The sequence below is a fragment of the Nonomuraea turcica genome, assembly GCF_030718205.1.
Lineage (GTDB): Bacteria > Actinomycetota > Actinomycetes > Streptosporangiales > Streptosporangiaceae > Nonomuraea.
This window is the reverse complement of record NZ_JAUZQF010000017.1, coordinates 260830-285743: the sequence shown is the minus strand read 5'-3', so window position 1 is coordinate 285743 and position 24914 is coordinate 260830. Positions and strand designations below refer to the sequence as shown.

General features: G+C 71.3%; 23 protein-coding genes. 5 read left to right on the top strand and 18 right to left on the bottom strand.

The window, feature by feature from the left end:
• Nucleotides 1-24: 24 nt before the first annotated feature.
• The gene (locus Q9G87_RS38350) at nt 25-2121 is read right to left on the bottom strand and encodes an alpha-galactosidase (RefSeq protein WP_305921480.1); all 2097 of its coding nucleotides are present in this window, start codon (nt 2119-2121) and stop codon (nt 25-27) included.
• A gap of 126 nt (nt 2122-2247) precedes the next feature.
• A complete protein-coding gene (locus tag Q9G87_RS38345; RefSeq protein ID WP_305921479.1) occupies nt 2248-3687 on the bottom strand; it encodes an RICIN domain-containing protein in 1440 nt (479 codons plus the stop codon).
• Nucleotides 3688-3977: 290 nt separating this feature from the next.
• Here Q9G87_RS38345 and Q9G87_RS38340 point away from each other — a divergent pair, with 290 nt between their 5' ends.
• From Q9G87_RS38340 to Q9G87_RS38330, 3 genes are all read left to right on the top strand, one after another.
• A complete protein-coding gene (locus Q9G87_RS38340) occupies nt 3978-4871 on the top strand; it encodes a siderophore-interacting protein (protein WP_305921478.1) in 894 nt (297 codons plus the stop codon).
• Nucleotides 4872-5135: 264 nt separating this feature from the next.
• Entirely contained in the window at nt 5136-5453 is a 318-nt protein-coding gene (locus tag Q9G87_RS38335; RefSeq protein WP_305921477.1) for an STAS domain-containing protein, read from the top strand.
• Nucleotides 5454-5495: 42 nt separating this feature from the next.
• On the top strand, nt 5496-6908 hold the full coding sequence (locus Q9G87_RS38330) for an RNB domain-containing ribonuclease (protein WP_305921514.1): 1413 nt from the start codon (nt 5496-5498) through the stop codon (nt 6906-6908).
• Here the strand turns inward: Q9G87_RS38330 and Q9G87_RS38325 are convergent.
• Together Q9G87_RS38325 and Q9G87_RS38320 are read right to left on the bottom strand one after the other, a co-directional pair.
• Complete coding sequence (locus Q9G87_RS38325) at nt 6895-7476, bottom strand: TetR/AcrR family transcriptional regulator (protein WP_305921476.1); 582 nt, start codon at nt 7474-7476, stop codon at nt 6895-6897. The genes Q9G87_RS38330 and Q9G87_RS38325 overlap by 14 nt on opposite strands.
• Nucleotides 7477-7523: 47 nt before the next feature.
• Nucleotides 7524-9413 carry an ABC transporter ATP-binding protein gene (locus Q9G87_RS38320; protein WP_305921475.1) on the bottom strand — a complete coding sequence of 630 codons (1890 nt, stop codon included), beginning with the start codon at nt 9411-9413 and terminating at the stop codon, nt 7524-7526.
• 396 nt (nt 9414-9809) lie between these two features.
• Between Q9G87_RS38320 and Q9G87_RS38315 the strand changes: the two genes are divergently transcribed.
• On the top strand, nt 9810-9995 hold the full coding sequence (locus Q9G87_RS38315; RefSeq protein WP_305921474.1) for a hypothetical protein: 186 nt from the start codon (nt 9810-9812) through the stop codon (nt 9993-9995).
• Between the two features lie 16 nt (nt 9996-10011).
• Here Q9G87_RS38315 and Q9G87_RS38310 read toward each other — a convergent pair whose 3' ends face one another.
• From Q9G87_RS38310 to Q9G87_RS38280, 7 genes are all read right to left on the bottom strand, one after another.
• On the bottom strand, nt 10012-12747 hold the full coding sequence (locus Q9G87_RS38310; protein WP_305921473.1) for a DEAD/DEAH box helicase: 2736 nt from the start codon (nt 12745-12747) through the stop codon (nt 10012-10014).
• Nucleotides 12748-12838: 91 nt separating this feature from the next.
• Nucleotides 12839-13726 carry a diacylglycerol/lipid kinase family protein gene (locus tag Q9G87_RS38305; protein ID WP_305921472.1) on the bottom strand — a complete coding sequence of 296 codons (888 nt, stop codon included), beginning with the start codon at nt 13724-13726 and terminating at the stop codon, nt 12839-12841.
• 79 nt (nt 13727-13805) lie between these two features.
• Nucleotides 13806-14702 carry a twin-arginine translocase subunit TatC gene (gene tatC, locus Q9G87_RS38300; RefSeq protein WP_305921471.1) on the bottom strand — a complete coding sequence of 299 codons (897 nt, stop codon included), beginning with the start codon at nt 14700-14702 and terminating at the stop codon, nt 13806-13808.
• Nucleotides 14703-14728: 26 nt separating this feature from the next.
• Nucleotides 14729-15040 carry a Sec-independent protein translocase subunit TatA gene (gene tatA / locus Q9G87_RS38295; protein ID WP_305921470.1) on the bottom strand — a complete coding sequence of 104 codons (312 nt, stop codon included), beginning with the start codon at nt 15038-15040 and terminating at the stop codon, nt 14729-14731.
• A 67-nt stretch (nt 15041-15107) separates the two neighbouring features.
• The gene (locus Q9G87_RS38290; RefSeq protein WP_305921469.1) at nt 15108-15263 is read right to left on the bottom strand and encodes a hypothetical protein; all 156 of its coding nucleotides are present in this window, start codon (nt 15261-15263) and stop codon (nt 15108-15110) included.
• Nucleotides 15260-16231 carry a helix-turn-helix transcriptional regulator gene (locus Q9G87_RS38285; RefSeq protein ID WP_305921468.1) on the bottom strand — a complete coding sequence of 324 codons (972 nt, stop codon included), beginning with the start codon at nt 16229-16231 and terminating at the stop codon, nt 15260-15262. Before Q9G87_RS38285 ends, Q9G87_RS38290 begins: the two co-directional genes overlap by 4 nt.
• A gap of 129 nt (nt 16232-16360) precedes the next feature.
• Nucleotides 16361-17311: a helix-turn-helix transcriptional regulator gene (locus Q9G87_RS38280; RefSeq protein ID WP_305921467.1), complete on the bottom strand. Its 951-nt coding sequence runs from the start codon at nt 17309-17311 to the stop codon at nt 16361-16363.
• A 37-nt stretch (nt 17312-17348) separates the two neighbouring features.
• Here Q9G87_RS38280 and Q9G87_RS38275 point away from each other — a divergent pair, with 37 nt between their 5' ends.
• The gene (locus Q9G87_RS38275) at nt 17349-18416 is read left to right on the top strand and encodes a DUF3866 family protein (protein ID WP_305921466.1); all 1068 of its coding nucleotides are present in this window, start codon (nt 17349-17351) and stop codon (nt 18414-18416) included.
• Here Q9G87_RS38275 and Q9G87_RS38270 read toward each other — a convergent pair.
• The 7 genes from Q9G87_RS38270 to prcA all read right to left on the bottom strand — a co-directional run bounded on the left by Q9G87_RS38270 (nt 18362) and on the right by prcA (nt 24903).
• Nucleotides 18362-18841: a DUF3291 domain-containing protein gene (locus tag Q9G87_RS38270; protein WP_305921465.1), complete on the bottom strand. Its 480-nt coding sequence runs from the start codon at nt 18839-18841 to the stop codon at nt 18362-18364. The two genes, Q9G87_RS38275 and Q9G87_RS38270, sit on opposite strands and share 55 nt — an antisense overlap.
• A 33-nt stretch (nt 18842-18874) precedes the next feature.
• The gene (locus Q9G87_RS38265) at nt 18875-19519 is read right to left on the bottom strand and encodes a helix-turn-helix transcriptional regulator (RefSeq protein ID WP_305921464.1); all 645 of its coding nucleotides are present in this window, start codon (nt 19517-19519) and stop codon (nt 18875-18877) included.
• Nucleotides 19520-19553: 34 nt separating this feature from the next.
• Nucleotides 19554-20453 (bottom strand): FKBP-type peptidyl-prolyl cis-trans isomerase, encoded by a 900-nt coding sequence (locus tag Q9G87_RS38260; protein WP_305921463.1) that lies wholly within the window; start codon nt 20451-20453, stop codon nt 19554-19556.
• A gap of 320 nt (nt 20454-20773) precedes the next feature.
• Nucleotides 20774-21697 carry an FKBP-type peptidyl-prolyl cis-trans isomerase gene (locus Q9G87_RS38255; RefSeq protein WP_305921462.1) on the bottom strand — a complete coding sequence of 308 codons (924 nt, stop codon included), beginning with the start codon at nt 21695-21697 and terminating at the stop codon, nt 20774-20776.
• Nucleotides 21698-21772: 75 nt separating this feature from the next.
• Complete coding sequence (gene pafA, locus Q9G87_RS38250) at nt 21773-23131, bottom strand: Pup--protein ligase (protein ID WP_305921461.1); 1359 nt, start codon at nt 23129-23131, stop codon at nt 21773-21775.
• 127 nt (nt 23132-23258) lie between these two features.
• Nucleotides 23259-23783, bottom strand: coding sequence for a hypothetical protein (locus tag Q9G87_RS38245; protein ID WP_305921460.1), 525 nt, complete (start codon nt 23781-23783; stop codon nt 23259-23261).
• 331 nt (nt 23784-24114) lie between these two features.
• Complete coding sequence (prcA, locus tag Q9G87_RS38240) at nt 24115-24903, bottom strand: proteasome subunit alpha (RefSeq protein ID WP_305921513.1); 789 nt, start codon at nt 24901-24903, stop codon at nt 24115-24117.
• Between the last annotated feature and the right edge of the window lie 11 nt (nt 24904-24914).

Sequence of the window (24914 nt, the reverse complement as noted above, 5' to 3'; positions counted from 1 at the left end):
GGGCCCAAGTCGGCTCAGGACGGACTAGCCGGAGATCCTCTCCACCTCGATGACCAGCACCGACGTCGGGCGCAGCCCCGGCGCCGGCAGCCCGAGCTCGGCCAGCGCGGCGCCGGGCAACCGCACCGGCGCCGCGGCCCACTCCGGCATCGCGGCCCACGGCGGCATCGCCGCGCCCTGCGGGACGGGCCCCGCCACGCGCACCTCGTACAGGGCGGCGGGGTCGAGGCCCGGCAGCCGCAGCGGCGCGGGCGCGGACTCCACCCGGGAGGTCACCTGCACATAGCAATACACCCCGCGCTCGGGCAGCACCACGCCGTGCAGCAGCGACGACGGGTCGGGGTGGTCGGCCCGGACCACCCGCCCGGCGTGCAGCACCGGCCGCAGCCGCTTGTGCAGGGCGATCCACGTGGCCAGTTCCTCGAGGTCGGCCTCGCTCGCCGAGGTCAGGTCCCATTCCACGCCCATGTGCCCGAACAACGCGGTCCCGGCGCGGAAGGCCAGCGGCAGCGACCGGCCGGTGACGTGGTCGTGCGGCGCGCCGACGTGGGCGCCCATCCGCTCCGGCGGCACGAGCAGCCCGGTCCAGCGCTGGATGGCCTGCCGGTCCAGGGCGTCGTTGCTGTCGGAGGTCCACACCCGGTCGGTGCGGGCGAGGATGCCGTAGTCGACGCGGGCGCCGCCGGACGAGCACGACTCGATCTCCAGGCCGGGGTGGCGGCGGCGCAGCTCGTCCAGCAGCCGGTAGGTCGCCTCCGTCTGGGCGTGCACGCCGGCCACGCCGTCGTGGACGGGCTCGGCGATGTCGCGGTTGTGGTCCCACTTGATGTAGTCGAGCGCGTACTCGCCGACCAGGGTGTCGAGCCGCTCCAGCAGGTAGTCGTAGGCCTCCGGCCGGGCCAGGTCGAGCGTCTGCTGGTGGCGATACGGCGGCGGCATCCGCTCCGGCCGGCCGAGGATCCAGTCGGGGTGGGCGCGGGCCAGGTCGGAGTCCTCGTTGATCATCTCCGGCTCGAACCAGAGCCCGAACTGCATGCCGAGCTTGCGCACGTGGTCGGCCAGCGGGTGCAGCCCGTCGGGCCAGACCCCCTCGTCGACGTACCAGTCGCCGAGCCCGGCGCGGTCGTGGCGGCGGTGCCGGAACCAGCCGTCGTCGAGCACGAACCGCTCGATCCCGGCCGCCGCGGCCTTCTCGGCCAGCTCCAGCAGCCGGTCGAGGCCGTGATCGAAGTAGGTGGCCTCCCAGTTGTTGAGCGTGACGGGCCGGACCGGCAGCGGGCGGGCGGCCCGCAGGTGCTCGTGCAGCCGGGCGCTCGCCTCGTCCAGGCCGCTGCCGGACCAGGTGAAGTACACCAGCGGCGTGCGGTAGCTCTCCCCCTGGGCCAGGGTGATCTCGCCGGGCTCGAGCAGCTCGCCCGCGGCCAGCAGGGCGACCCCCTCGTGGAAGCGCTCGGCGTAGTGCACGTGGTTGCCGCTCCAGCCGGCGTGCACCGCCCACACCTCGCCGCCGCCGAAGCCGAACCCCTCGGTCCCGGCCACGAGCAGCCCGGCGGCGTCGTGCCCGGTGCGGCCCCGCCGGTTCTCCCTGCTCCACACCCCATGCCCGAACGCCCTGCGCTGCGGCACCTTCTCCAGCGCCCAGCGGCCGGTGAAGTCCAGCAGCTCGCCGGCCCGCGTGGGCACCGGCAGCGCACAGGTCAGCCCCGCCAGCCGGTACGGCGTGGCGGCGGTGTTGGTCACCGTGTGCCGCAGCGTCACCAGGCCGCCCGCGTCCATGGCCAGCTCGCTCACCAGCGCCAGCCCCGCCCGCTCGTCGGAGGCGGCGACGGTCACCGTGCCACCGGCGCCGGGGGCGGCCTGCGCGTCGAGCCGGTCGAGGGTCCACCGCACCGCCCAGTGCTCGCCGGTCCTGGTGCCCGACAGGCCCGCCCTGCCGTACCAGCCGTCGCCCTGGGCGGGCAGCAGCGGCAGCGCGGGAGCCGATGAGGTGAGCGCGGGAAGCAGCTCGGGCCCGGCGACGGGGCCGAGGTCCGCACCGAAGTGGCGCACCCGCGGCAGGCCCTGGCCGTCGGTGAGAAGCAGCAGGGCCGTGCCCGCGGCGGAGAGGATGACGGGGGACAAAGTTCGGGCTCCTTACTCAGGCGGGGGTTCGTGACCTGAGTGGAGACGCTACCCGAAGCGCTCATGGTCACCGGGCGCGGGGAGGCCCCTCCGGGGGCGGGAGCCGGAGGGGCCGTGCGGGAGGCGTCAGACGGAGATGCGGCCCGCGCCCGCGCCCCCGGTCACGATGGACTTGACGTTGGACGGGGTGTCGAGCGTGTAGGAGTAGGGGATGGAGCCGACGCTGCCGCCCTGGTCGCCGGTGCCGGAGTTGACGAAGTGGTTGTTGCGCGCGACCAGGTTGCCCGGGTCGGAGTCGCCCTCGCCGCGGTGGAAGGGGTCGTCGGTGTTCTCGAAGTAGTTGCCCTCGACCAGCACGCCGGCTTCCTGGGTGGAGGCCACGCCGTAGTCGCCGATGTTGCCGTAGTAGTTGTTGTAGACGTGCACGGGGTTGCCGTAGCGCACGCGCGGGTGGCGGCTGTTGGTGCCGTCGAACCAGTTGTGGTGGTACGTCACGCGCAGGTGCCCGCGGTCCTCGGCACTGTTGCCGTCGTCGTGGCCGAGCAGCATGGTCTTGCTGTGGCTGGAGACCTTGTTCCACGAGATCGTGACGTAGTCGCTGGCCCGCTTGACGTCCACGGCGCCGTCGTAGCCGTTGCTGAAGGAGTTGTGGTCGACCCAGACGCGGGTGGCGTACTGGATGTTGATGGCGTCGTCGTTCCAGTCGCGGAAGGTCAGGTTGCGGACGATCACGTTGGACGCCTCGGAGATGTTGAACCCGCAGCCCGCGATGGTCGCGCCGGAGTTGCCCAGCACGGTCTTGTTGGAGGCTACGCGGAGCATGCCGGAGCAGGAGATGGTGCCGGACACCCGGATCACCGACGCGCCGCTGGCCGACAGGGCGCTGGTCAGGGCCGAGGCCGAGGTGACCGTGATGGGCGAGGCGCTGCCGCCTCCGGTGGTGCCGCCGCCCTGGGTGGCCCAGCCGACCAGCCCGGTCGGGTTCCCGGGGCCGGGAGGCGGTGTCGTCGGCGTCACGGTCGGGGTGGGGTTGCCGCCGCCGGCGGGGACGAGCCGCCACTGCTTGGTCGCGACCGAGTCACAGGAGTTCTGCTGCACCAGGGCACCGGACGCGGTCGAGTTGTCCTTGATGTTGAGGCATTTGCCGCCGTTGGCGTTGACGACCCGGACGGTGCTGCCCGATTCGGGCAGCGTCCACGTCTGGGACGACGCGCCGGTGCAGCTCTCCTGCTGCACGGGCTTGCCCGCGGACGTGCTGGCGTCCCGCACGCCGGCACACTTGCCGCTGTGGGCGGCCTTGAGCGTGTAGCCGCTCCCGCTCGCGGCCAGGTTCCAGGTCTGGCCGGAGCCGCCGCAGCCGGTCTGGGTGAGCTGGACGCCGTCGGACGTGGTGGCCCCCGGCACGGTGAGGCACAGGCCACTGCCGTTGTTCACCACGGTGTACGTCCCGGGCGCCGGCGCCGCCGCCGCGGAGGAGGCCGCCGCGATGCCGGCCACGGTGGTGCCGGCGAGGGCGATGACGCCCGCGATGACCGCGGCTGTCCTGCCGCTGATTCTGTGTCGCACGATACAAGCTCCTTGCTGGCCCGTGCAGGCCGAGCCGGCCTGCGAGATGGTGGCCCCCCAGGTGAGCATCGTTCACATATGTGGCTGCCATACGTGTGAGCGAACACGCCACAACATAGGTAAGCGCTTTCCCGCTGTCAACGAGACGTGAAACTTTCATCACAGTCCTGCGGCGCCGACTGTGCAAACCACCCCTGACGTGCGCTTTTCCCGGGCGTCCCGGCGGCATTGGCCATCCCGGTCGCGATCGTTTAGGTTAGGCTCACCTAATATCGATCGAGAGGCCGGGGATGAGCGAGCCCTTTCACATGTTCCACGTCCAGGTCGAGCGGCTGCAGCGGCTCAGCCCGTCGTTCCTGCGGGTGACGTTCACCGGAGCCGATCTCCATCACTTCGCCGACAACGGGTTCGACCAGCGCATCAAGCTCATCCTGCCGGTTCCGGAGCACGGCCTGGCCCACCTGCCGGCCGGACCCGACTGGTTCACGCGGTGGCGGGGGCTCGACGACGACAAGCGCAACCCGATGCGCACGTACACCGCCAGGGGGGTGCGCCGGGAGGCCGGCGAGGTCGACGTCGACGTGGTCATGCACCCCGGCGGCGACGGCCCGGTGGCCCGCTGGGCGGCGCAGGTGCGGCCCGGCGACACGGCCGTCCTCATGGGCCCCGACGCCCGCTACGACGGATGGCACGGCGGCCTGGAGTTCCGCCCGCCGGCCGGCAGCAAGACCGTGCTCATCGCCGGCGACGAGACCGCCGTGCCCGCGATCTGCTCCGTCCTCGAACGCCTGCCGGCCGGTGTCCAGGGCGAGGCTCTCATGGAGGTTCCGTGCGAGGACGACTTCCTGCCGGTCGAGACCGCCTGCTCGGTGACGGTCTCGTGGCTGGCCAGGAACGACGCCGAGCGCGGCGGCCTGCTCGTCCCCGCCGTGCGGGCCGCGGCCGAGCGGCTGCTGCCCGCGCTGCCCCAGCCCGAGTCCTTCGACGACGTGGACGTCGACGCCGAGGAGCTGTGGGAGGTGCCGGAGGAGGAGGCGGCCGACTCCCTGTACGCGTGGCTGGCCGGCGAGGCGGCGGTGATCAAAACCCTGCGCCGGCATCTGGTGGCCGAACGCGGCATGGACCGGCGCGCGGTGGCGTTCATGGGCTACTGGCGGCACGGCCGCGCCGAGGTCAACGCCTGACCCGCCTCGCGGCTGAGACCGGCCGCCCGCTGAGGGGTGATGTTTTTCCCACCGGGTATTCGAAATTGCTTTCCCGAGGAATTCTCCTGTCTACCCGAAACCATCGCGCAGCCTCTCGACGTTCGCGAGCAGGCAGGTAAACTCCATTCCGGAAGCACGCAGTCGCGTTGAGTGACCTGCGCATCGCATCTGGTGTCGACGACAAGGGCGGGTCCGCGCACAGCGACAGAGTGTTCCCGGCCCTGACAGAGCGCGGAGCCGGACTTGGATCCACTACAGCTGACCACCAGCCGCCGCAACGGCACCGTGACGGTCGCCGTGTCCGGCGAGCTCGACATCGCCACCACCGAGCTGCTCAGGGGTCACCTGCTCGCCCTGCTACGGGAGGCCGGCCGCGCCCGGCACGCCGCGGTGGTCATCGACGTCAGCCGCCTGTCCTTCATCGACGCGGCCGGGCTCAGCATGCTCGTCTCCGTCCACGACCACGCCCGGTGCCAGCACACGCCGCTGCGCATCGCGGGCGTCCCGCCGGCCATGCGGCGGCTGCTGCGGATCACCGGGCTCGACGGCCACCTCGCTTGATCGGCGCCGCCCGCGCACCCCGGTAGGTTGGGGGGCGTGTCGATGATTCAGGTTCCCGAAGAGATCCCGGTCAAGCTGGAAGACGGCTTCGAGCGGATCAGCCGCGAGCTCGCGCTGCCGGGCGCCTTCCCGCGTGCCGTGCTCGACGAGGCCGAATGGGTGGCGGAGGTGCCTCGACCGACCGGCAAGGACCTCACCGACGTGCCGTTCGTCACCATCGACCCGCCCGGCTCGATGGACCTCGACCAGGCCGTGCACCTGGAACGGCTGCGCGCCGGCTACCGCGTCTGGTACGCCATCGCCGACGTCGGCGCCTTCGTGCAGCCCGGCGGGATCATCGACACCGAGGCCCGTTCCCGGGGCGAGACCGTCTACCTGCCGGCGGGCAAGGTGCCGCTGCACCCCCGCGTGCTGTCGGAGGGCGCGGCCAGCCTGTTGCCGGGCGCGCCGCGGCCGGCCGCGGTGTGGCGGATCGACCTCGACGCCGACGGCCGCACGGTGGGCGCGGACGTGCAGCGTGCCCTCGTCCGCAGCCGCGAGCGCCTCGACTACGCCTACGTGCAGGCGGCCGTCGACACCGGCACCGCCGACGGCGTCCTGGGGCTGCTGGCCGAGATCGGCCGGCTCCGGCTGGCCCTGGAGCGCGAGCGCGGCGGTGTCACCCTGCCCACGCCCCAGCAGGAGGTGGTCCCCGCCGACGGCGGCTACCGGCTGGAGTTCCGGCTGCCGTTGCCGGCCGAGGCGTGGAACGCGCAGATCTCGCTGCTGACCGGCATGGCCGCGGCCGCCATGATGCTCGACGCCGAGATCGGCATCCTGCGGGTGCTGCCGCCGCCGCGTCCCGACGACCTGGCCAAGGTCCGCAGGGTGGCGCGGGCGCTGGGCGTGCCGTGGCCTGACGGCGCCGGTTACGGCGCGGTGGTGCACGACCTGGATCCGCGCGACCCGCAGCAGGCGGCGTTCCTGCACGAGTCGAGAGTGCTGCTGCGCGGCTCCGGCTACGAGGCCTTCGACGGGGGGCCGCCGAAGGAGGCCGGGCACGCCGCGGTGGCGGCCCCATACGCGCACGTCACGGCCCCGCTGCGGCGCCTGGTCGACCGGTACGCGACCGAGGTGTGCCTGGCGGTCGCCGCGGGCGAGCCGGTGCCGTCCGACGTGCGGGCGGGGCTGGCGAGCCTGCCCGCCGTCATGTCGTCCTCGGGGCGGCGCGCGGCGGCCGTGGACCGGGCGTGCGTGGACCTGGTGGAGGCGTTCCTGCTGCGGGACCGGCTCGGGCAGGCGTTCGAGGCGATGGTGATCGACGTGGACGAGCGGCGCGGCGGCGGGCAGGTGCAGCTCACCGACCCCGCGGTGATCGCCCGCTGCGACGGGGCCCTCCCTCTCGGCGAGCAAGTCACGGTACGCCTGGCGCAAGCGGACCCGGCAACCCGCGAGGTCCGCTTCACCCTGGCCTGACCCGCATCCCGTCGCAGATGACCTCCGCCAGCCGTACGGCTCCGCCCCTGGCCCGGGCTCGCCGCTCCGCCGCCAGACACCCTCGCAACAGGTCCTGCACGTCCTCCGTCACCAGGTCGCGCCGCACCGCGCCGGCCTGCTGCGCCCTGGTCAGCAGCCGGCCGAGCGCGCCGGCGAAGTCGTCCGCGAGGGTCGAGCCCGGGCGTAACGCCATCCCGGAGCCGCTGTCCAGCATGTCGCACAGCGCCTGGTTGGCCGAGGCGAGCTCCACCACCTGCGCGAACCACCCGAAGAACGCCTTGCCCGGGTCCTCGGCCGTGCCCAGCGCGCGGGCGTCGGCCACGAACCGCTCGATCCGCCCCACCAGCACCGCCTCGAACAGCGCCTCCTTGGTCGGGAAATGCCGGTAGACGGTCCCGACCCCGAACCCGGCCCTGCGGGCGATGTCGTCGAAGGAGATGGTCAGTCCGTCGCTGGCCAGGGCCTCTTGAGCGATCTGCAGGACCCGCTCGCGGTTGCGGCGGGCGTCGGCGCGCAGCGGCCTGCCCGTGCTGTGGTCGTCGCCCATGATGTGCACCTGCCTTCGTCCCGACAAGCGGAGAGCGTTCTCCGATTCTATCGAGGACAGAGACCGGGCGGGAGTTCGCGTGGCGGCACAGTCGCCTGCCACGCCGTACCCGGCACCGGCGCTGGCTGGGCGGCGCGGCGCGGGGCCGGGCGGCGGGCCGGGGTGCCGGTGCGCTTGAGGCGCAGGCGATCCTCACGGGGCACCGGCTCCAGCTCGACGACCCGCGCTCCGTCGGGCACATGCCGCAGGTCGTGGGTGATGAGGATCGTCGTCCGGCCGGCCATGAGCCGCCGCAGCGGCTGCATGACCTGGGCGGCCGTCGCCTCGTCCAGCCCGTTCATGGGCTCGTCGAGCACCAGCACGGGCGCGTCGCGCAGGATGGCCCTGGCGATCGCGATCCGCTGCCGCTGCCCGCCGGACAGCAGGCGCCCCCGCTGCCCGACCGGCGTGTCGTAGCCCTGCGGCAGCAGTTTGACGAAATCGTGCACCCCGGCCGCTTGGGCGGCTCTGATCAGCTCCTTGTGCGAGGCGTCCGGCCGCCCGTAGGCGATGTTGTCCCGTACCGACCCGGAGAACAGGAGCGTCTCCTGGTGCAGCACGGTGACGTTGGCCCGCAGCGACTCGCGGGTCAGGCCCCGGATGTCGGCGCCGTCGAGCCGGACGCACCCCACGTCCGGGTCGTAGAAGCGCAGCAGCAGCTTGGCCAGCGTGGACTTGCCCGCCCCGCTGGGCCCGGTGAGCACGAGCAGCTCGCCGGGCCCGGCGGTGAAGGACACCTCCCGCAGCACCGGCCGCGCCCGCCCCGGGTAGGCGAAGCCGACCTTGTCGAACTCGACCCACCCGCGACTGCGTCCGTGAGTTCCGGCGGCCACCGCGCCGGGTGCGTCGGTGACGGCGGGCTCGGTCCGCAGGATCTCGATGATCCGGTCGGATCCCGCGGCCGCCTCCGACACCGTCAGGGCCAGCTCGCCGAGGCTCTGCACGGCCGGGTAGAGCAGGGCCAGGTACGCGGCGAAGGCGAGCAGGCCGCCGATGGTCAGCCGGCCCGCGGCGATCTCCCACGCGCCGACGCCGAGGATGACGATCAGGCAGACGGTCTCGATGATCTGGACGGCGGGGCCGTACAGGCCGGACAGCCAGGCCTGCGCCATGTTGGCACGCAGCCACGTGCGTCCCTCGGCGTGCAGGCGGCGCGACTCGGCCGGCTGCCGGTTGTACGCCTGCACGAGCGGCTGGTTGGCCAGCCCTTCCTCCAGAACGCTGTTCATGACGCCGTTGCTGTGCCGCTCGCGTGCCGCGGCCGTCCTGAACCTGCCCGCGAACGCCTTCGACACCAGCAGGAACGCCGGGATGAGCGCGAAGGTGACGAGCGCGAGGTCCCACCGGATGAGGAAGGCGGCTCCGGCGAAGAACACCGCGCTGGCGGCCGCGGTGAGGGCTTTGACCACTCCTGAGCCGACGAGCTCCTCGATGGCCTCGACGTCGTCGGTGAGCCGGGCCATGAGGTCGCCGAGGCGCCGCTTCTCCGAGAAGTCCGGCGCGAGTGTCTGGATGTGGGCGAACACCCGGTCGCGTAGTCCCAGCAGGAAGCGCTCGGCGCCGAGCGCGGTGGCGTACGTGCCGGCGAAGGCCGCGACCCCCGCGACCGCGGCGAGCCCGAGCCAGGTGAGCGCCGGAACCCAGAAGGCTCCCAGATTCCGGGTGGCGAGCACCTCGTCGGTGATGTGGCCGAACAGGCGGATCGCGGCGACCTCGCACAGCGCGGCCACGATGGCGAGCAGCAGGCCGGCCACGAACAGCCGGCGCAGCCCGCGCGTGTCCGGCCAGAACTCGCGGAAGGTGCGGCGAAGGGAAATCGCCGGCGCGAGTTCGCGGCCGGAGGCGACGAAAGAGAGCCGGCGGCTCAGCCGCCGGCTCTCACGGGGTGTGTTTACCACCCCCACCACCACTTACGACGTCTGCCCCAGCAGCGGCGGCGTCGTCGCCACCCCCGCCGTCGGCCCCAACCCCATCCTTCGTGGAACCCGACTTGCGTGAACTGCGTGTTAGCCATGATTCCTCCCCCATTGGATGGCCGACACATTCACAAATCGGACGTTAGCACCCTAATTCTGATAAATCACGAGATATTCACCGATGCAAAAGAGACTTGACCCGCCGACCCAGCCCAGAAAGGCAATTCCGCATTCCAGTTAAATTAGGAGTAAATGCCTGGAATACCTAAAGTAGGTAATCAGACCACCAAAGGTGCTTCTGGGGGCTGGTTCCAAGGAGGAGGACGGCCGATACTTTGGTTCGATGGAAGCCTTCACCATGCCTGCCACGATCGGTGCATGACGTTCCTCGGCATCATCCTCATGATTCAAGGCTTCGGCGCGCTCGTCGCCGAGCACGTCTTCGGCAAGAGCTTCGGCCTGCTGCACCTGTGGTTCGAGGGCGGCGCGCTGACCGCCGTCGCCGCCGTGGCAGGCCTGCTGGGCCTGGTGGTGACAGTCCTCGGACTCCGCCACGACGACTAGACGGCCACGAGCATGCTCAGGTGAGCGAGGAGTAGGCCACCACCCCGCGCCGCATGGCGTCCACGGCCTTGACGGAGGTCTGCTTGATCTTACTGCCGGGCGGGGCCGCGTTCCCCAGCTGGCCGAGCAGGTCCATCAGCTGCTTGATCCACCGGACGAAGTCGCCGGCGGCCAACTCGTTGCCGTTGACGCCGTCCATGAGCACCGCGTCCAGGCTGTGCCCCTTCGTCCAGCGGAACGCCGCCCAGGCGAACCCCAGGTCGGGCTCTCTGATGGTGGACAGCCCGTGGTCGGACTCGATGCCCTCCAGCTCCCCCCACAGCCGGATCATCGCCGTCAGCGCGTCCTGGGCGCGCCCCGCGGGGATCTTGGGCCGGCGGGCGTCGTCGGCGGCCCGCGACTCGAACACCAGCGCCGACACGCACGCCGCCAGCTCGGCCGGCTCCAGCTCCTCCCACAACCCCTGGCGCAGGCTCTCGGCGGTCAGCAGGTCCAGCTCGGTGTAGATGCGGCCCAGACGGCTGCCCTCATCGGTGACCGCCTCGCCGTCGAGGTAGCCGAGCTGCTCCAGCACCGAGCAGATGCGGTCGAACGTACGGGAGATCACGTGCGAGCGGCCCTCGACGCGGCGGCGCAGCCCTTCGGTCTCGCGCAGCAGCTTGTAGTAGCGCTCGGCCCAGCGGGCGTGGTCCTCACGCTCGTCGCAGCCGTGGCAGGGGTGCTGGCGGATGCGCCGGCGCAGCTCGTTGACCTCCTCGTCCTCCACGGCGTGGTCGCGGACCCGGTCCGGCTTGCCCAGGTCACGGTCGCCGATCTTGGCCAGCAGCGTGGAGACGAGGTTGGCGCGCTCCTTCGGCGAGCGGCCGTTGAAGTTCTTCGGGATGCGCAGCTTCTCCAAGGGCTCGACCGGCACCGGGAAGTCGGCCGGGTCGAGCTTTTTGATCTGCTTGCCGATCGTCAGCACGAGCGGGTTGGGGCCCGTCCCCGCAGCGCGACCGCGCGGGTTGCGTCCCGGGTCGAGCACGATCGCCAATCCGGCCCGCCGCCCGCCGGGCACCCGGATGACGTCGCCGGGCTCCAGCGCCTCCAGCGACCGCACCGCAGCGGCGCGCCGGGCGGCGCCCCGCTGCCTGGCCAGCTCGGCCTCCCGGTCGGACAGGCGGCGGCGCAGCGCCGCGTATTCAGGGAAGTCGCCCAGGTGGCACGTCATGGCCTCCTGGTAGCCCTCCAGGGCCTCCTCCTGCTTGCGCAGCTGCTTGGCCAGGCCCACGACCGCCCGGTCGGCCTGGAACTGCGCGAACGACTCCTCCAGCAGCGTGCGCGCCCGCTCCCTGCCGAACTGGCCCACCAGGTTGACCGCCATGTTGTAGGACGGCTGGAAGCTGGAGCGCAGCGGGTAGGTGCGGGTGCCGGCCAGGCCCGCCACCGACAGCGGGTCCATGCCCGTCTGCCACAGCACCACGGCGTGCCCCTCGACGTCGATGCCGCGCCGCCCGGCCCGCCCGGTCAGCTGCGTGTATTCGCCGGGCGTGAGGTCGGCGTGGGTCTCGCCGTTCCACTTGTCCAGCTTCTCGATCACCACGCTGCGGGCCGGCATGTTGATGCCGAGCGCGAGGGTCTCCGTGGCGAACACGGCCTTGACCAGCCCGCGCGTGAACAGCTCCTCCACGACCTCCTTGAAGGCCGGCAACATGCCCGCGTGGTGCGCCGCCAGCCCGCGCTCCAAGCAGTCGCGCCACTCCAGGAAGCCCAGCACCGCCAGGTCCTCATCAGGCAGGTGCGCGGTGCGCTCGTCGACGAGCTGCCTGATCTCATGCCGCTCGCGGTCGGTGGTGAGCCGGATCCCGGCGTACAGGCACTGCTGCACGGCCGCGTCGCAACCGGCGCGGGAGAAGATGAACGTGATCGCCGGCAGCAGCCCCTCGGCGTCCAGCTTCTCGATCACCTGCACCCGGTCCGGCGGCCGGGACCGCTGCGGGCGGCTGTAGCCGCGCCGGCCCCGGCCCGCGGTCAGCCGCTCGGCGTCCCTGGTCACCCGCATCAGGGTGGGGTTGATGCGCGGCGTCAGCTCGTCGTTCATGAACATGTCATAGAGGAGGTTGCCCACCATCATGTGCTGCCACAGCGGCACCGGCCTGACCTCGTCGACGATGACCGTGGTTTCGCCGCGCACCTCGCCGATCCACTCGCCGAACTCCTCGGCGTTGCTCACCGTCGCCGACAGCGCCACCAGCCGGACCGACTCCGACAGGTGGATGATGACCTCTTCCCACACCGCGCCGCGAAACCGGTCGGCCAGGTAGTGGACCTCGTCCATGACGACGAAACCGAGCCCGCCCAGCGTGGCCGACCCGGCGTAAAGCATGTTGCGCAGCACCTCGGTGGTCATGACCACGATGGGGGCGTCGCCATTGATGCTGTTGTCGCCGGTCAGCAGGCCGACCTTGGCGGTGCCGTAGCGTTTGACCAGGTCGTTGTACTTCTGGTTGGACAACGCCTTGATCGGGGTGGTGTAGAAGCACTTGCGGCCCTGCTCCAGGGCCAGGTGGACGGCGAACTCGCCGACCACCGTCTTGCCCGACCCCGTGGGCGCCGCCACCAGGACGCCGTCGCCGGCCTCGAGAGCCCGGCAGGCGTCCAGCTGGAAGTCGTCCAGCTCGAAGTCGTAGAGACCTCGGAACGATCTGAGTGCGGATCCTTCGTCCCCGTGCTTCTGACGGAAGGCCGCGTAGCGTTCCGCTGGCGTTGTCATACCCGTCAGCCTACCGAAATCGCCATTCCGGTCCGTCCCGCCCGTTCCTCCGCCTCGGCCGCCTCGTCCGGGCTCCTTTACAATGTAGATCTCAAACGATGATCCGCAGCGCCCCGGGCCGTATCTCGCACTCCACCGGCACCGGCCCGATCCGCTCCCCGTCGGCGTACGCCACCACGTCCGCGGCCTCCAGCCGCACCCTGCGCACCCGCCGCACCGACACCGCCCGGTGACCGACATGCGTCCCCCGGTACACGCTGGGCAGCGCCCTCAGGAACTCCGGCTTGGAGATGGCACCCACCATCACCACGTCCAGCAGCCCGTCGTCGGGCCGGGCGTCCGGGCACACCCGCATCCCGGCCCCGTACGAGCTGGTGTTGGCCACGGCCACGAGCATGGCCTCCTGTTCGACCACCTCGTCCTCGTCGAAGGTGACCCGGAACGGGATCGGCCGGAACGACCGCAGCTCCTCCAGCGTCGCGACCAGGTATCGAGCCATCCCGGGCGGCCAGGTGCGCCGGTTGGCCCGCTCGTTGACCCGCGAGTCGAACCCGCAGCACACCACGCCCGCGAACAGCTCTTCGACGCCCCCTGCGCGGATGCGGGCCGCGTCGACCGGCCGCGACTTCATGCGCAGCACGGTCCGGGCCGCCGCGACGGGGTCCGTGCAGGGCAGGCCGAGCGCGGCCGCGATGTCGTTGCCGGTGCCGGCGGGGATGACGCCGAGCGGCACGTCGGTGCCGGCCACGGCCTGCACGGCCAGGTGGACCAGGCCGTCGCCGCCGAAGGCGACGAGCGCGTCAGGGCGTTCGGCGACGGCGGTGCAGGCGCGTTCGAGCGCGTCCGCGGCGTTGTCGCCGACGATCACCGAGAGCTCGGCGCCTCCGGCACGCAATCGGCGGGCCACGGGCTCGAGCAGGCGCAGCGTCCGGCCGCCGCGGGCGGCCGGGTTGACGAGCAGCGCGATTTGCGGGGACACGCCCGGAACCTATCGCCTATCGGCCGGAACCGGAATCCTCTTCTGGCCTGGAGAGCTCCGGAGGCCGGCGGCTCGTCCGTTACCGCGCCGGACCGGAGTCCTCTTCAAGGCGTTTGTCGGGATCGTCGTCGTCGAGCGGTGTGTCCGCCGGCAGCGGCGAGGCCTCGTCGTCGGACAGGTCCGCGAACTCACTCTGCGGCCGCCGCTTCTCCCGCAGGTACATGAACAGCTCGGCGGCCGAGAACAGCACGATCATCGGCGCCGCCAGCGCCATCATGGTGATCGGGTCGCCGCCGGGCGTCACGATGGCGCCGAACACGAACATCAGGAAGATGACCAGCCGCCGGTGCTTGGCGACCGTCGCGTGCGGCAGCACGCCGATGATGTTGAGGAACACCAGCACCAGCGGCAGCTCGAACGACACCCCGAAGATCATCAGCATGATCAGGACGTAGTCGAGGTAGTCGTCGATCGAGATGGTGGCGACCGTGCCGTCGAGGGAGAACCCCAGCAGGAACCCCAGGGCGGTGTCCATGATGATGTAGGACAGCGCCGCGCCCAGCGCGAACAGCGGGATGGCCAGCGCGAGGAACGTCATCGTGTAACGCTTCTCGGTGCGGTAGAGGGCCGGGGTGACGAACGCCCAGAGCTGGTAGAGCCAGGCGGGCGAGGACACCACGAGGCCGACCATCAACGAGACCTTCAGCGTGATGAAGAACGACGAGAAGATGCCGTTGTAGGTCAGACTGCACTCCCCGTTGAGCTGGCGCGATTGCGGGGTCGAGCAGTAGGGCTCCTTGAGCAGCTCCCACACCGGGCCGGAGACGATCCAGCCGATGATCAGGCCCACCGCCACGGCGGCGAACGCGATGAGCAACCGGTTGCGCAGCTCACGGAGGTGCTCCATGAGCGGCATCCGGCCTTCGGGGTCCGGCTCCGGCTTGGGCTTGGGACCCGACCGTTTCAGCAGCGCCATTCAGCAGTCCTGGGGACGAGGGGTGGTCAGGGACGCTTGTCTGCCTGAGCGCCGGCACGCAGGCGCGCGGCCTCCTCCTCGAGCCGGCGGGCCTGCTCCTCGGGGGAGATCACCGGCGCGGCCGGGATCTGCTGCGGGGGCACGGGCGCCTGCTGGGGCTCGGGCGTGGCCTGCACGACCGTCGGCTTGTCGTCATCCTCGGTCATCTTGCTGGTCTCCGCCTTGAAGATGCGCAGGGACCGGCCGACGCCACGGGCGAGGTCCGGCAGCTTCTTGGCCCCGAAGAGCAGGACCAACGCCACCAGGATCAGGATGATCTCTGGAGCTCCCAAGTTCATGTGACGTCCTTCATGGTGAGAGCGGTGCTGTACTTCCCCCCGATCGTACGCTGCCAGCGGCTCTGCCTCATCCCTTGAGGTCCTCTTTCAGCCTGAATTGCTCGTGAATTTGAGCGATTTCCCTGTTCAACCCTCGTGCCGCGGCCACGACGCGGGCAGCCGCGGCCGCGAGGACTGCCAGCCCGGCCAGGACGAGCCCGCCGGTCAAGAAGATCCACGTCATGACCGGTGAGCGTACAGGGCCAGGGCGCGCTCGGCCTCCCGGTGCACGGTCTCGGCCATCCGCGGCGGGGAGACGACTCTGCCGGTGTCGCCCAGCCGCAGCGCCAGCTTGAGTATCCAGTCCTCGTCGCGGGCCCGCAACGCCACCCGCAGCCGCCCCTCGCCCAGCTCGGTGACCTGCTCACACGGGTAGTACTCGGCCACCCAGCGCCCGGCGGCGCTGACCTCCAGCTCGACCAGCTCGTCGGTCGGCGAGGGCCGGAAGACGCCCTGGGTGACGTCGATCGGCTCGGCCTCCTCCGGAGGGTCGGCGGGCACGTCGAGCACGTCCACGCCGAGCATCCGGTCGAGCCTGAACAGCCGCATCGCCTCGGCCCGGTAGCACCAGCCCTCGAGGTAGGCGCGGCCGTCGACGACCACGACCCGGGTGGGGTCGACCTCGCGCGGCGTCACCTCGTCGCGGCCGGGCACGTAGTAGCGCAGTGACAGCCTGCGGCCCCGTTTGAGTCCTTCGCGCACGCGCGGCAGCGCGTCGGGGGTGGCGTCGACGTCGACGGCGACCTGGCTGCTGACGGTGGCGGCGCCCTCGCCCGCGGCCCGCTCCAGCTTGGCCATCACCCGGGGCAGCGCGTCGCTGCCGGCCTGCACCTCGGCCAGCTCCGGGGTGGCGGCCAGCATGCGCAGCGCGACCAGCAGGGCGCTGGCCTCGTCGATGCCGAGCCGCAGCGGCCTGGCGATGGTATCGGCGTTGTCGATGATGATCTCGCCGCCGTCCCAGGACACGTCGATCAGGTCACCGGGGGTGTGGCCGGGCAGCCCGCACATCCACACGAGCTGCAGGTCGTCGATGAGCTGCTTCTCGCTCAGCCCGAACACCGCGGCCACCTCGCCGACCTGCGCCCCTGGGTGGGACATCAGGTAGGGCACCAGCGCCAGCAACCTCGGCAGCCGATCCGCCGACCCACTCATGCGCCCTCCTTCGTCGGTCGCATGAGTGGGCCACTGCTGCGTCTGATTGTTCGCCCGCTCACGTGCCCTCCTTCGTCGGCCGCATGAGTGGGCCACTGCTGCGTCTGATTGTTCGCCCGCTCCGCTCGCTCACGCCATAGCCCCCTTCAGTCTGCGGATGACGGCCTCGCGGGCGTCCGGCGGCTCGACGACCTCGACGTCGGCGCCGAGGCTGGCCATCCACCCGGCCAGCCGTTCGGGGTCGGAGAAGGCCAGCTCGGCCTCGTCCCACCCGTCGATGCCCGGATGCACGGCCCTGGCCAGCTGCCGCAGCCCCTCGCACGCCCCCTGGCGCACGCGGACGACGGCGACCCGCTCGTCCATGGGCTCGTCGGGGAAGCCGACCATGGCCCGCAGGTCGACGCCCTCAGGCACCTGCACGGCGCCCGCCTTGCCGAGCGCGGCGACCTGCCCGGTGATGCGGCTGAGCCGGAAGGCGCGCGGCGCCTGCCGGTCGCGGTCGAAGCCCGCCAGATACCACTTGCCGCGGCGGCTGACCACGCCCCACGGCTCCACGGTGCGGCTGCGCACGCTCTCGCTGCCGGCGCCGCGGTAGTCGAAGCGTACGACCCGCTGGTCGCGTACGGCGTCCCACAGCGCGGGGAAGGCCGGGTCGCGGGTGTCGACGCGCAACTCCAGGGCCCCGGTACCGACGGGCTGGTCGGTGGCCACGCCGCCGGCGCGCAGCTTCAGCAGCGCCCCTGAGGCCGCCTCGGCCAGGCTCGCGCGCTGCCACACCTGCGCCGCCAGCCCCAGCACGGCGGCCTCGTCGGGCTCCAGGGTGATCTCGGGCAGCTCGTAGGACTGCCGCTCGATCCGGTAGCCCGGCTCGTCCTCCCACGGGTCGCGCACCACGTCGATGGGGATGCCGAGCTCGCGCAACTCGTTCTTGTCCCGCTCGAACATGCGCTGGAACGCCTCGTCGCCGTCCCGGTCGTAGCCGGGCACGGCCTGACGGATCTGCTCGGCCGACAGCGGGCGCCGGGTGGCGAGCAGGCAGATCACCAGATTGAGCAACCGTTCCGTTTTCCGGCGCGACATCTGCCTCACTCCTCCTTCATGACGCTACCCTGCCCCCGTGATCAGATGGCGCAAGGGCGAGGTCGTACGGATCCGACGCGAGTGGCCGGGAGCGGTGGAGCTGGACGTCGCCGTCCCCGAGGGGGAGTGCCGGGCGCTCGCGTACCCGCCGTTGGTGGGCCGCCCGGAACCCGGCGACGAGGTGCTGCTCAACACGACCGCGCTCGCGATGGGTCTCGGTACGGGAGGTTACGCCATGGTGGTGGCCCTCCCGAACCGTTTGCCGCAAGATCCTGAGGGGCCCGGGCACCTGGTGAAGGCCCGGTACACGCCGCTGCAGGCCACAGTGCTGGGCGCGGACGAGCAGGATTCCCCCCATCACGACAAGTTGCGCGAGGCAGACGCGCTGGACGGGATGCCGGTCGTGGTGGCCGACCTGCACTCGGCGCTCGCTCCGATCCTGTGCGGTCTGTACGAGTCCGCGCCCGGCACGCGGGTGGCGTACGTGATGCAGGACGGCGGCGCGCTGCCGGTGTGGTTCTCGATGGCCGCGGCGCGGCTGCGGGAAGCCGGCTGGCTGGCGGGCGTGGTGACGGTCGGGCAGGCGTTCGGCGGCGAAGTGGAGGCGGTCACCGTGCACACGGGCCTGCTGGCGGCCAGGCACGTGCTGGAGGCCGACGTCGCGATCGTCACCCAGGGCCCGGGCAACCTGGGCACGGGCACCAAGTGGGGCTTCTCAGGCGTGGCGGCGGGCGAGGCGGTCAACGCGGCCGGGGTGCTGCGGGGACGGCCGGTGGCGGCGCTGCGGGTCAGCGAGGGCGACCTGCGCGAGCGCCACTACGGCGTCTCGCACCACTCGCTGACCGCCTACGGCCGGGTGGCGCTGAGTCCGGCGGACGTGCCGGTGCCGGAGCTGCCCGGCGAGTTCGGCGAGCGGGTCAGGGACCAGGCCGAGCTGCTGGCCGTCCGGCACCGTCTGGTGCCGGTGCCGGTGGACGGCCTGCACGAGGCGCTGCGCGGCTCGCCGGTCAAGCTGTCGACGATGGGCCGGGGGCTGGAGGAGGACCTGGCCTACTTCCTGGCCTCGGCGGCGGCGGGCAGGCTGGCGGCCTCGCTGCTGTCGTAGGCGTCCTTGAACGTGAACGCCTCGGGGCTGGGGCCCTCCGCCTTGAGGCGTTCCAGCCGCGCCATCCCCTCGGCCAGCGACGGGATGTGCCCTTCCGGGACCCACCACATCACCATGTACGGCTCCGCCATGCGCAGGAACCACTCCCTGCGGCGGCGCAGCACGCCCAGGTGGGCGCTGCGGTAGACGTAGTTCCACAGCGTGTCGAGCGACTCCCACACCGAGAAGTTGACCAGTAGGTAGTCGCCGTAGTCGTGCACGACGGTGGCGGTGGGGTCGCTCTCGCTCTCCTTCAGCCGCCACACGAACCCGGGGGCCTCGTCGGCGATGGCGTTGATGGGTTCGAGCAGGGCGACGAACTCGGCGAGCTCGGCGGAGTCGATGGGCGCGCGCAAATGGGCGATGTTCAGCTCTGCGAGATGCATGGCGCTCAGCACACCACCTCTTCCCCTTCTATGTCAATCTATATTTGTTTTAGAAAGGACGACGCAACACTCCCCCGGCCGCGGATCCAGCCTCGCCCTGGCCGGGTCGTCGCCGAGCCCCTGGAGCAGCCCCTGGCACAGGGCCAGGTTCATGGAGCACACCAGCAGCGGCTGCTCCTCGGACAAGGCGTGGAACGGGCAGTTGCGCAACCGCACCACCCCGGCCTCCTCGTACGGCTCGTAGCCGCGCTCCCCCAGCACCCGCTCGACCGGCTGCCCGGTGTGCCGGCCGGCCATGCGCTCGCCCGCGCGCCGCGCCGCCTCCTCGGCCTGCTCCTCGGCCCCGAGGAGGTCCACCACGCCGGCCAGCACCGAGGCGAGGGCGGCGTAGTCGCGCGGCGGCAGGCTCACCGACCGCTCGCCCCTGGCCCTGCGGTAGACCTTGGCGGGACGGCCGCTGCCCGGGCCCTTCTTCTCCTGCTGCCGGAACCCGCTCTCCAGCAGGCCCGCCTCGACGAGCCTGTCCAGGTGGTGCCCGGCCAGCGTCCTGGACACGCCCGCCGCCTCGGCCGCCTCTCCCCTGCCCACGTCGCCGCCGCCGGCGGTGACGGCGTCGTAGAGGCTGCGGCGTACGGGGTCGTGCAGCAAGGCCAGCGCCTCGAGGTCGTCGGTACTCACACGCGGAGTCTATTTCTCCGCGTCTCTTTCGCCGTCAGTACGCCGCCAGGACGTCCACCACGAAGACGAGCGTGTCGGAGCCCTTGATCCCGTACGCGGGGTGACCCGGGGCGCCGTACCCGTACGCGGGCGGGACGATCATCAGGACGCGACTGCCGGCCGGGACGCCTGCCAGCGCCCGGTCCCAGGCCTTGATCACGGTGCCGTCGCCGATCCTGAACGCCTTCGGCTGCCCCGTCGTCCAGGTCGTGTCGAAGATCCGGCGGCCGCTCCAGACCGCGCCCGTGTACTGGACGACCACGAGCTGCCCGGCCTGTGTCCTGCGCCCGGCGCCGCGCTCGAGCACCTTGGCGGCGAACCGCGCAGGCGGCGCCGTCGCGGGCACCGTCAGCTTCGGGCGTGCGCCGCCGGTGACACGCACGCCTGCCAGCGTGCCGCCGCGGCCGTCGATCGAGGCGCCCTTGGGGTGGGCGCCGAGGATGTCGACGACGTAGAACAGCTCCTCGGCCGGCTGCACGCCGCTCGGCGGGTTGGGGCCGAAGCCCTGCTCGGGCGGGATCGCCGCGATCACCCGGCTGCCGACCGTGCGGCCCTGCAACGCCTGGTCCAGGCCCGGCAGCAGCCGCCCCACGGGGAAGGCCGCCGGGGCTCCGCGGTTGAAGCTGGAGTCGACCAGGCGGTTCTGGCCGCCGTCCCACACGTGCGCGGTGTAGGCGACGATCGCCACGTCGTCCGGCTCGAGCCGCGCGCCCTTGCCGGTGGCCAGCTCGTCCACCTGCAGCCCGGCCGCCGGCCTGCCGTCGGGGAAGGCGATCGTGGGCCTGGCGCCGAACGCGCCGCCCACCTTCAGCTCCAGGCTCCCCGCCGGCGCGCCCGTGCAGCCGGCCGCCAGCAGGAGCGCCGGCAGGAGCGGGGCGACGGCACGGCGGAGCATCGGTCCTCCCACGCGAAACGGCCCGCCGACGCTGCGCCGCCGGGCCTGGCGATGCTACCGCGACGCCAGATCACACGTCAGCAAGCCCGGAAATATCCCCATACCGGTCGAGCCCCGATGTCCCCTCATGCCCCACAATGCCGCACAGCCCGCCGCAGTGCCCGATGAGCGCCCGCCGCGCAGGACGGCTCTCGGCGCGTGCCTCACACCCTCGCCCGGACGCCGAGCCGCCGGCAGACGCGGCGCCGACCTGAGGCCCGGCGATCCGGGCAGAGTGCGCGGGCAACGCACACCCTGCCGTGGCCGCCCATCGAATCGGGTCAGTAGGCGGCGAGGATGTCCACGACGAACACCAGCGTGCTCTTCGCGGGAATGTTCTGCTGCGCCTGGTCGCCGTACCCCAGGTCCGGCGGGATGCTCAGCACGACCCGGCTGCCGACCGGCACCCCGGCCAGCCCCTGCTGCCACCCCTTGATCACTCCGTTGAGCGGGAACTCGGCCGGCGCCCCCCGCTCCCAGCTGGAGTCGAACTGCTTGTCGGTGCCCCAGATCTTGCCCGTGTAGTGCACGGTCAGCGTCTGAGTGGGCTGCACCTTCGCCCCGGTGCCCTCGATGATCGTCTTGACGACGAGCTTGTCCGACGGCTTCTCGGAGGTCTTCGTGGTCAGCGTGGGCGCCTTGTCGCCGCCTGGGTTCTCGACCTTGACGCCCGCGATGCTCTGGCCGGTCTCCTTGCCGGTGGCGGCCTTCAGCGCCGCCGGCTGCGCGCCGACCACGTCGATCACGAACACCTTGGTCGGCTCGGCCGGCGCCGTCTGCTGCTGCTGTTGCGGGATCGAGTCGTTGGCCAGCACGGCCAGCAGCCGACCGCCGTGCTTGACCTTGGTGAAGCCCTCCTGCAGCACCTGCGGCAGCTGCTCGTTGACCGGGATCGTCTCGGGCGCCTTCGTGTCGTACGAGGAGCCCTGGACGGCGTTGCCCTTGCCGTCCCAGTTGAAGACGGTGAGGTTGACGATCAGCTTGTCGCCGGCCTTGACCGCGGCGCCGGTGCCCGGCTGGATCACCTCATACGACGACTTGGTCGCGGGCGAACCGGAGGGGAAGGTCACCGTGGGCTTGGCGCCCAGATTCCCGGTGACCTTCACCCCGGCGGAAGCGCCGGTCGCGGGACTCTCTTCAGAGCCGCACGCGGCGGCGAAAAAGATCAACGGCATGGCGGCCAGAACGGCCAGAACGCGGCGCATGCGCTTCCCTCGGAAAAGACGGCAGATTCGCGTCACCCTACCCGACTCCCGAGTAGGGCCGAGGTAAACCGATGGCTACATCCCGGCGATGAGCTTGTCCACCCGCTCGTCCACGCTGCGGAACGGATCCTTGCACAGCACCGTGCGCTGCGCCTGGTCGTTCAGCTTGAGATGCACCCAGTCGACGGTGAAGTCGCGGCGCTTCTCCTGCGCCTTGCGGATGAACTCACCCCGCAGCCGCGCCCTGGTCGTCTGCGGCGGCACCGACTTGGCCTCGAAGATCTTCAGGTCGGAGGCCACCCGCTCCACCGAGCCGCGCTTCTGCAGCAGGTAGAACAGGCCACGCTTGCGGTGCACGTCGTGGTAGGCGAGGTCCAGCTGCGCCACCCGCGGCGACGACAGCGGCAGGTCGTACTTCTTGCGGTAGCGCTCGATCAGCTGGTATTTCGTCACCCAGTCGATCTCCCGCGAGACCAGGTCGAGGTCGCCGGTGTCGACCGCGCGCAGCGTGCGCTCCCACAGCTCCAGCACCCGGTGCGCGATGGCGTCGCCGCCGCGCCGGTCGACGAAGTCCTTCGCCTTCGACAGGTATTCCTGCTGGATCTCCAGGCTCGACGCCTCCCGCCCGTTGGCCAGGCGCACCCGGCGCCGGCCGGTCATGTCATGGGAGACCTCGCGGATGGCCCTGATCGGGTTTTCCAGCGACAGGTCGCGCATCACCGTGCCCGCCTCGATCATGCGCAGCACCAGGTCGGTGGCGCCGACCTTGAGCAGCATGGTGGTCTCGCTCATATTGGAGTCGCCCACGATGACGTGCAGGCGGCGGAACCGCTCGGCGTCGGAGTGCGGCTCGTCACGGGTGTTGATGATGGGCCGGGACCGGGTGGTGGCGCTGGAAACGCCCTCCCAGATGTGCTCGGCCCGCTGCGACACGCAGTAGACGGCGCCGCGGGGCGTCTGCAGCACCTTGCCGGCCCCGCACACGATCTGCCGCGTCACCAGGAACGGGATCAGCACGTCCGCCAGCCGCCCGAACTCCCCGTGCCTGCCGACCAGGTAGTTCTCGTGGCAGCCGTAGGAGTTGCCGGCCGAGTCCGTGTTGTTCTTGAACAGGTAGATGTCCCCCGCGATACCCTCCTCGCGCAGCCGCTTCTCTGCGTCGACGAGGAGGCCTTCGAGGATGCGCTCGCCGGCCTTGTCGTGGGTGACGAGCTCGATGACGTTGTCACACTCGGGTGTTGCGTATTCAGGATGGCTGCCCACGTCCAGATACAGACGCGCGCCGTTGCGGAGGAAGACGTTGCTCGATCGGCCCCAGGACACGACCCGCCGGAACAAGTAGCGCGCGACCTCGTCGGGCGACAGCCTGCGCTGTCCCCTGAACGTGCAGGTCACGCCGTACTCGTTCTCCAGCCCGAAGATGCGACGATCCATCACCTCACACTATGCCCATGGGTCGGCCAGTGGGAGAGATCCTCCCAGGCGATTTCCGCCGCGCGCGTACGGCCCGCCTCGTCCCGCGCCCGCCCCCACGGGGCGCGGGTGCTCGCAGGCGTGCGCGTCAGGGCGTATAGATCTCCTGAACCTTGACGATCCTGCTCTTGTGCACGGTGATGAGCGCGGCCACCGGCGTGCGGCCGTGCCGCTTGATCAGCGTGCTCCTGGAGCACTTCTTGCTGCCCAGGCCGGTCTTGCTGCTCACGGTCAGGTCCCCCATCGAGACCTTGCAGCCGTACGCCGACAGGAACAGCACGTCCTTGGCGATGGGCGAGGCGTACGCCGTCGCGTCGCCCTCGGGCGGCCCCACGAAGTGCCCTTCGGTGTGGGTGCCCTTCTTCCACTTGATCGGCTCGTACTCGGCCACGCCGCCCCGCACGTGGGTGATCCAGCCGCGCAGGATGCCGTCGTGGCGGGAGTGGATGCCCTTGGTGAAGTCATGCTTCGGGTCGGGCTGGAACGAGGTGCCGAAGGTCTTGGGCGCCTTGTAGTCCGGGTAGGCGGTGGCGGCGTGGGCGGCCACGCCCGACGTCAGCATCACCGCAGCGGCCGCGCCGCCGGCCACGAGGGCCCGCAGGGAAGTGTTCACGGATTCTGAGATCCTCGATCACGCCAGCCGGTTCGGGCACATCAGGGTGATACAGATCACATCGCCGCCGACGCGGCGTCCGGCACATGCCGCGCCCACTGCGCCCCTCACCCGCTCAGCACACCGCTCCAGCACTCGGGGCCGCGTCTGCCCTCGAAGGGCCGAGGACCGAGGAGCGGCCATGGGGACGTCAGTAGGCCGACAGGGCGAGGAGCCCTCGTCCACGGGCCCCGCGCACGGACCCGCCAGGGGATCGGCGGCCGAGCACGGCCCGGCCATCCGCCCGGGAACCGCCCGATCGAGCGACGGCCCCGGGGGAAGTCGGGAGAACCTACAGGGGCGAGGAGCCGTCGTCCACGGGCCCTTCGGGGCCGGTGGGAGGCGGGGTGTCGGAAGATGGGGCCGTGGGCGGCGGCTCGGACGGAGGCGGGGTGGCAGAGGTCTGAGCCAGGAGGCGCTCCAGGCGAGCGCCCGTCAGCCGCAGGAACTTACGGTGCTCCCGGTTGCGGTCGAGCACCGCCACCTCCAGCTGCCCCACCGGCGGCCGCTCCCCACCGGGCTCCGTCAATGCCTGCAGGGCCACCTCCAGCGCGTCGGCCAGCGACATCGACTCCCGGTAACGCTCCTTCAGCCGGCTGACCACCGCCTCCGCCTGGCCTCCCATGGCCGCGAAACCGTGCTCGTCGAACACCGACCCGTCGAACGTCAACCGGTAGATCGCATCGCTCTCCGGGGTCTCACCCACCTCGGCGATCACGACCTCCACCTCCAGCGACTTGATCGACTCGGTGAAGATGCGGCCCAGGTTGGAGGCATAGAGGTTGGCCAGGCCGCGGCCGGTCACGTCGGTGCGGTCATAGGTGAAACCGTTGATGTCGGCGTAGCGGATGCCGCCCCGCCGCAGCTCCTCGAACTCGTTGTAGCGGCCCACGGCCGCGAACCCGATGCGGTCGTAGATCTCGCTGATCTTGTGCAGCGCCCGCGACGGGTTGGGCGCCACGAACAACAACCCGTCGACATACTGCAGCACGACGACGGAACGGCCCCGCGCGATGCCCTTGCGCGCGTAGTCGGCCTTGTCCCGCATGATCTGCTCAGGGGACGCATATCCAAAAGGCATGGACACAGGCG

Coding starts and splice junctions, on each gene's coding strand:
- Q9G87_RS38340 (WP_305921478.1), top strand. CDS start 3,978: ATGAGCGAGCCCTTTCACATGTTCCACGTCCAGGTCGAGCGGCTGCAG.
- Q9G87_RS38330 (WP_305921514.1), top strand. CDS start 5,496: ATGATTCAGGTTCCCGAAGAGATCCCGGTCAAGCTGGAAGACGGCTTC.
- Q9G87_RS38325 (WP_305921476.1), bottom strand. CDS start 7,476: ATGGGCGACGACCACAGCACGGGCAGGCCGCTGCGCGCCGACGCCCGC.
- Q9G87_RS38315 (WP_305921474.1), top strand. CDS start 9,810: ATGACGTTCCTCGGCATCATCCTCATGATTCAAGGCTTCGGCGCGCTC.
- Q9G87_RS38310 (WP_305921473.1), bottom strand. CDS start 12,747: ATGACAACGCCAGCGGAACGCTACGCGGCCTTCCGTCAGAAGCACGGG.
- tatC (WP_305921471.1), bottom strand. CDS start 14,702: ATGGCGCTGCTGAAACGGTCGGGTCCCAAGCCCAAGCCGGAGCCGGAC.
- tatA (WP_305921470.1), bottom strand. CDS start 15,040: ATGAACTTGGGAGCTCCAGAGATCATCCTGATCCTGGTGGCGTTGGTC.
- Q9G87_RS38290 (WP_305921469.1), bottom strand. CDS start 15,263: ATGACGTGGATCTTCTTGACCGGCGGGCTCGTCCTGGCCGGGCTGGCA.
- Q9G87_RS38285 (WP_305921468.1), bottom strand. CDS start 16,231: ATGAGTGGGTCGGCGGATCGGCTGCCGAGGTTGCTGGCGCTGGTGCCC.
- Q9G87_RS38280 (WP_305921467.1), bottom strand. CDS start 17,311: ATGTCGCGCCGGAAAACGGAACGGTTGCTCAATCTGGTGATCTGCCTG.
- Q9G87_RS38270 (WP_305921465.1), bottom strand. CDS start 18,841: ATGCATCTCGCAGAGCTGAACATCGCCCATTTGCGCGCGCCCATCGAC.
- Q9G87_RS38260 (WP_305921463.1), bottom strand. CDS start 20,453: ATGCTCCGCCGTGCCGTCGCCCCGCTCCTGCCGGCGCTCCTGCTGGCG.
- Q9G87_RS38255 (WP_305921462.1), bottom strand. CDS start 21,697: ATGCGCCGCGTTCTGGCCGTTCTGGCCGCCATGCCGTTGATCTTTTTC.
- pafA (WP_305921461.1), bottom strand. CDS start 23,131: ATGGATCGTCGCATCTTCGGGCTGGAGAACGAGTACGGCGTGACCTGC.
- prcA (WP_305921513.1), bottom strand. CDS start 24,903: ATGCCTTTTGGATATGCGTCCCCTGAGCAGATCATGCGGGACAAGGCC.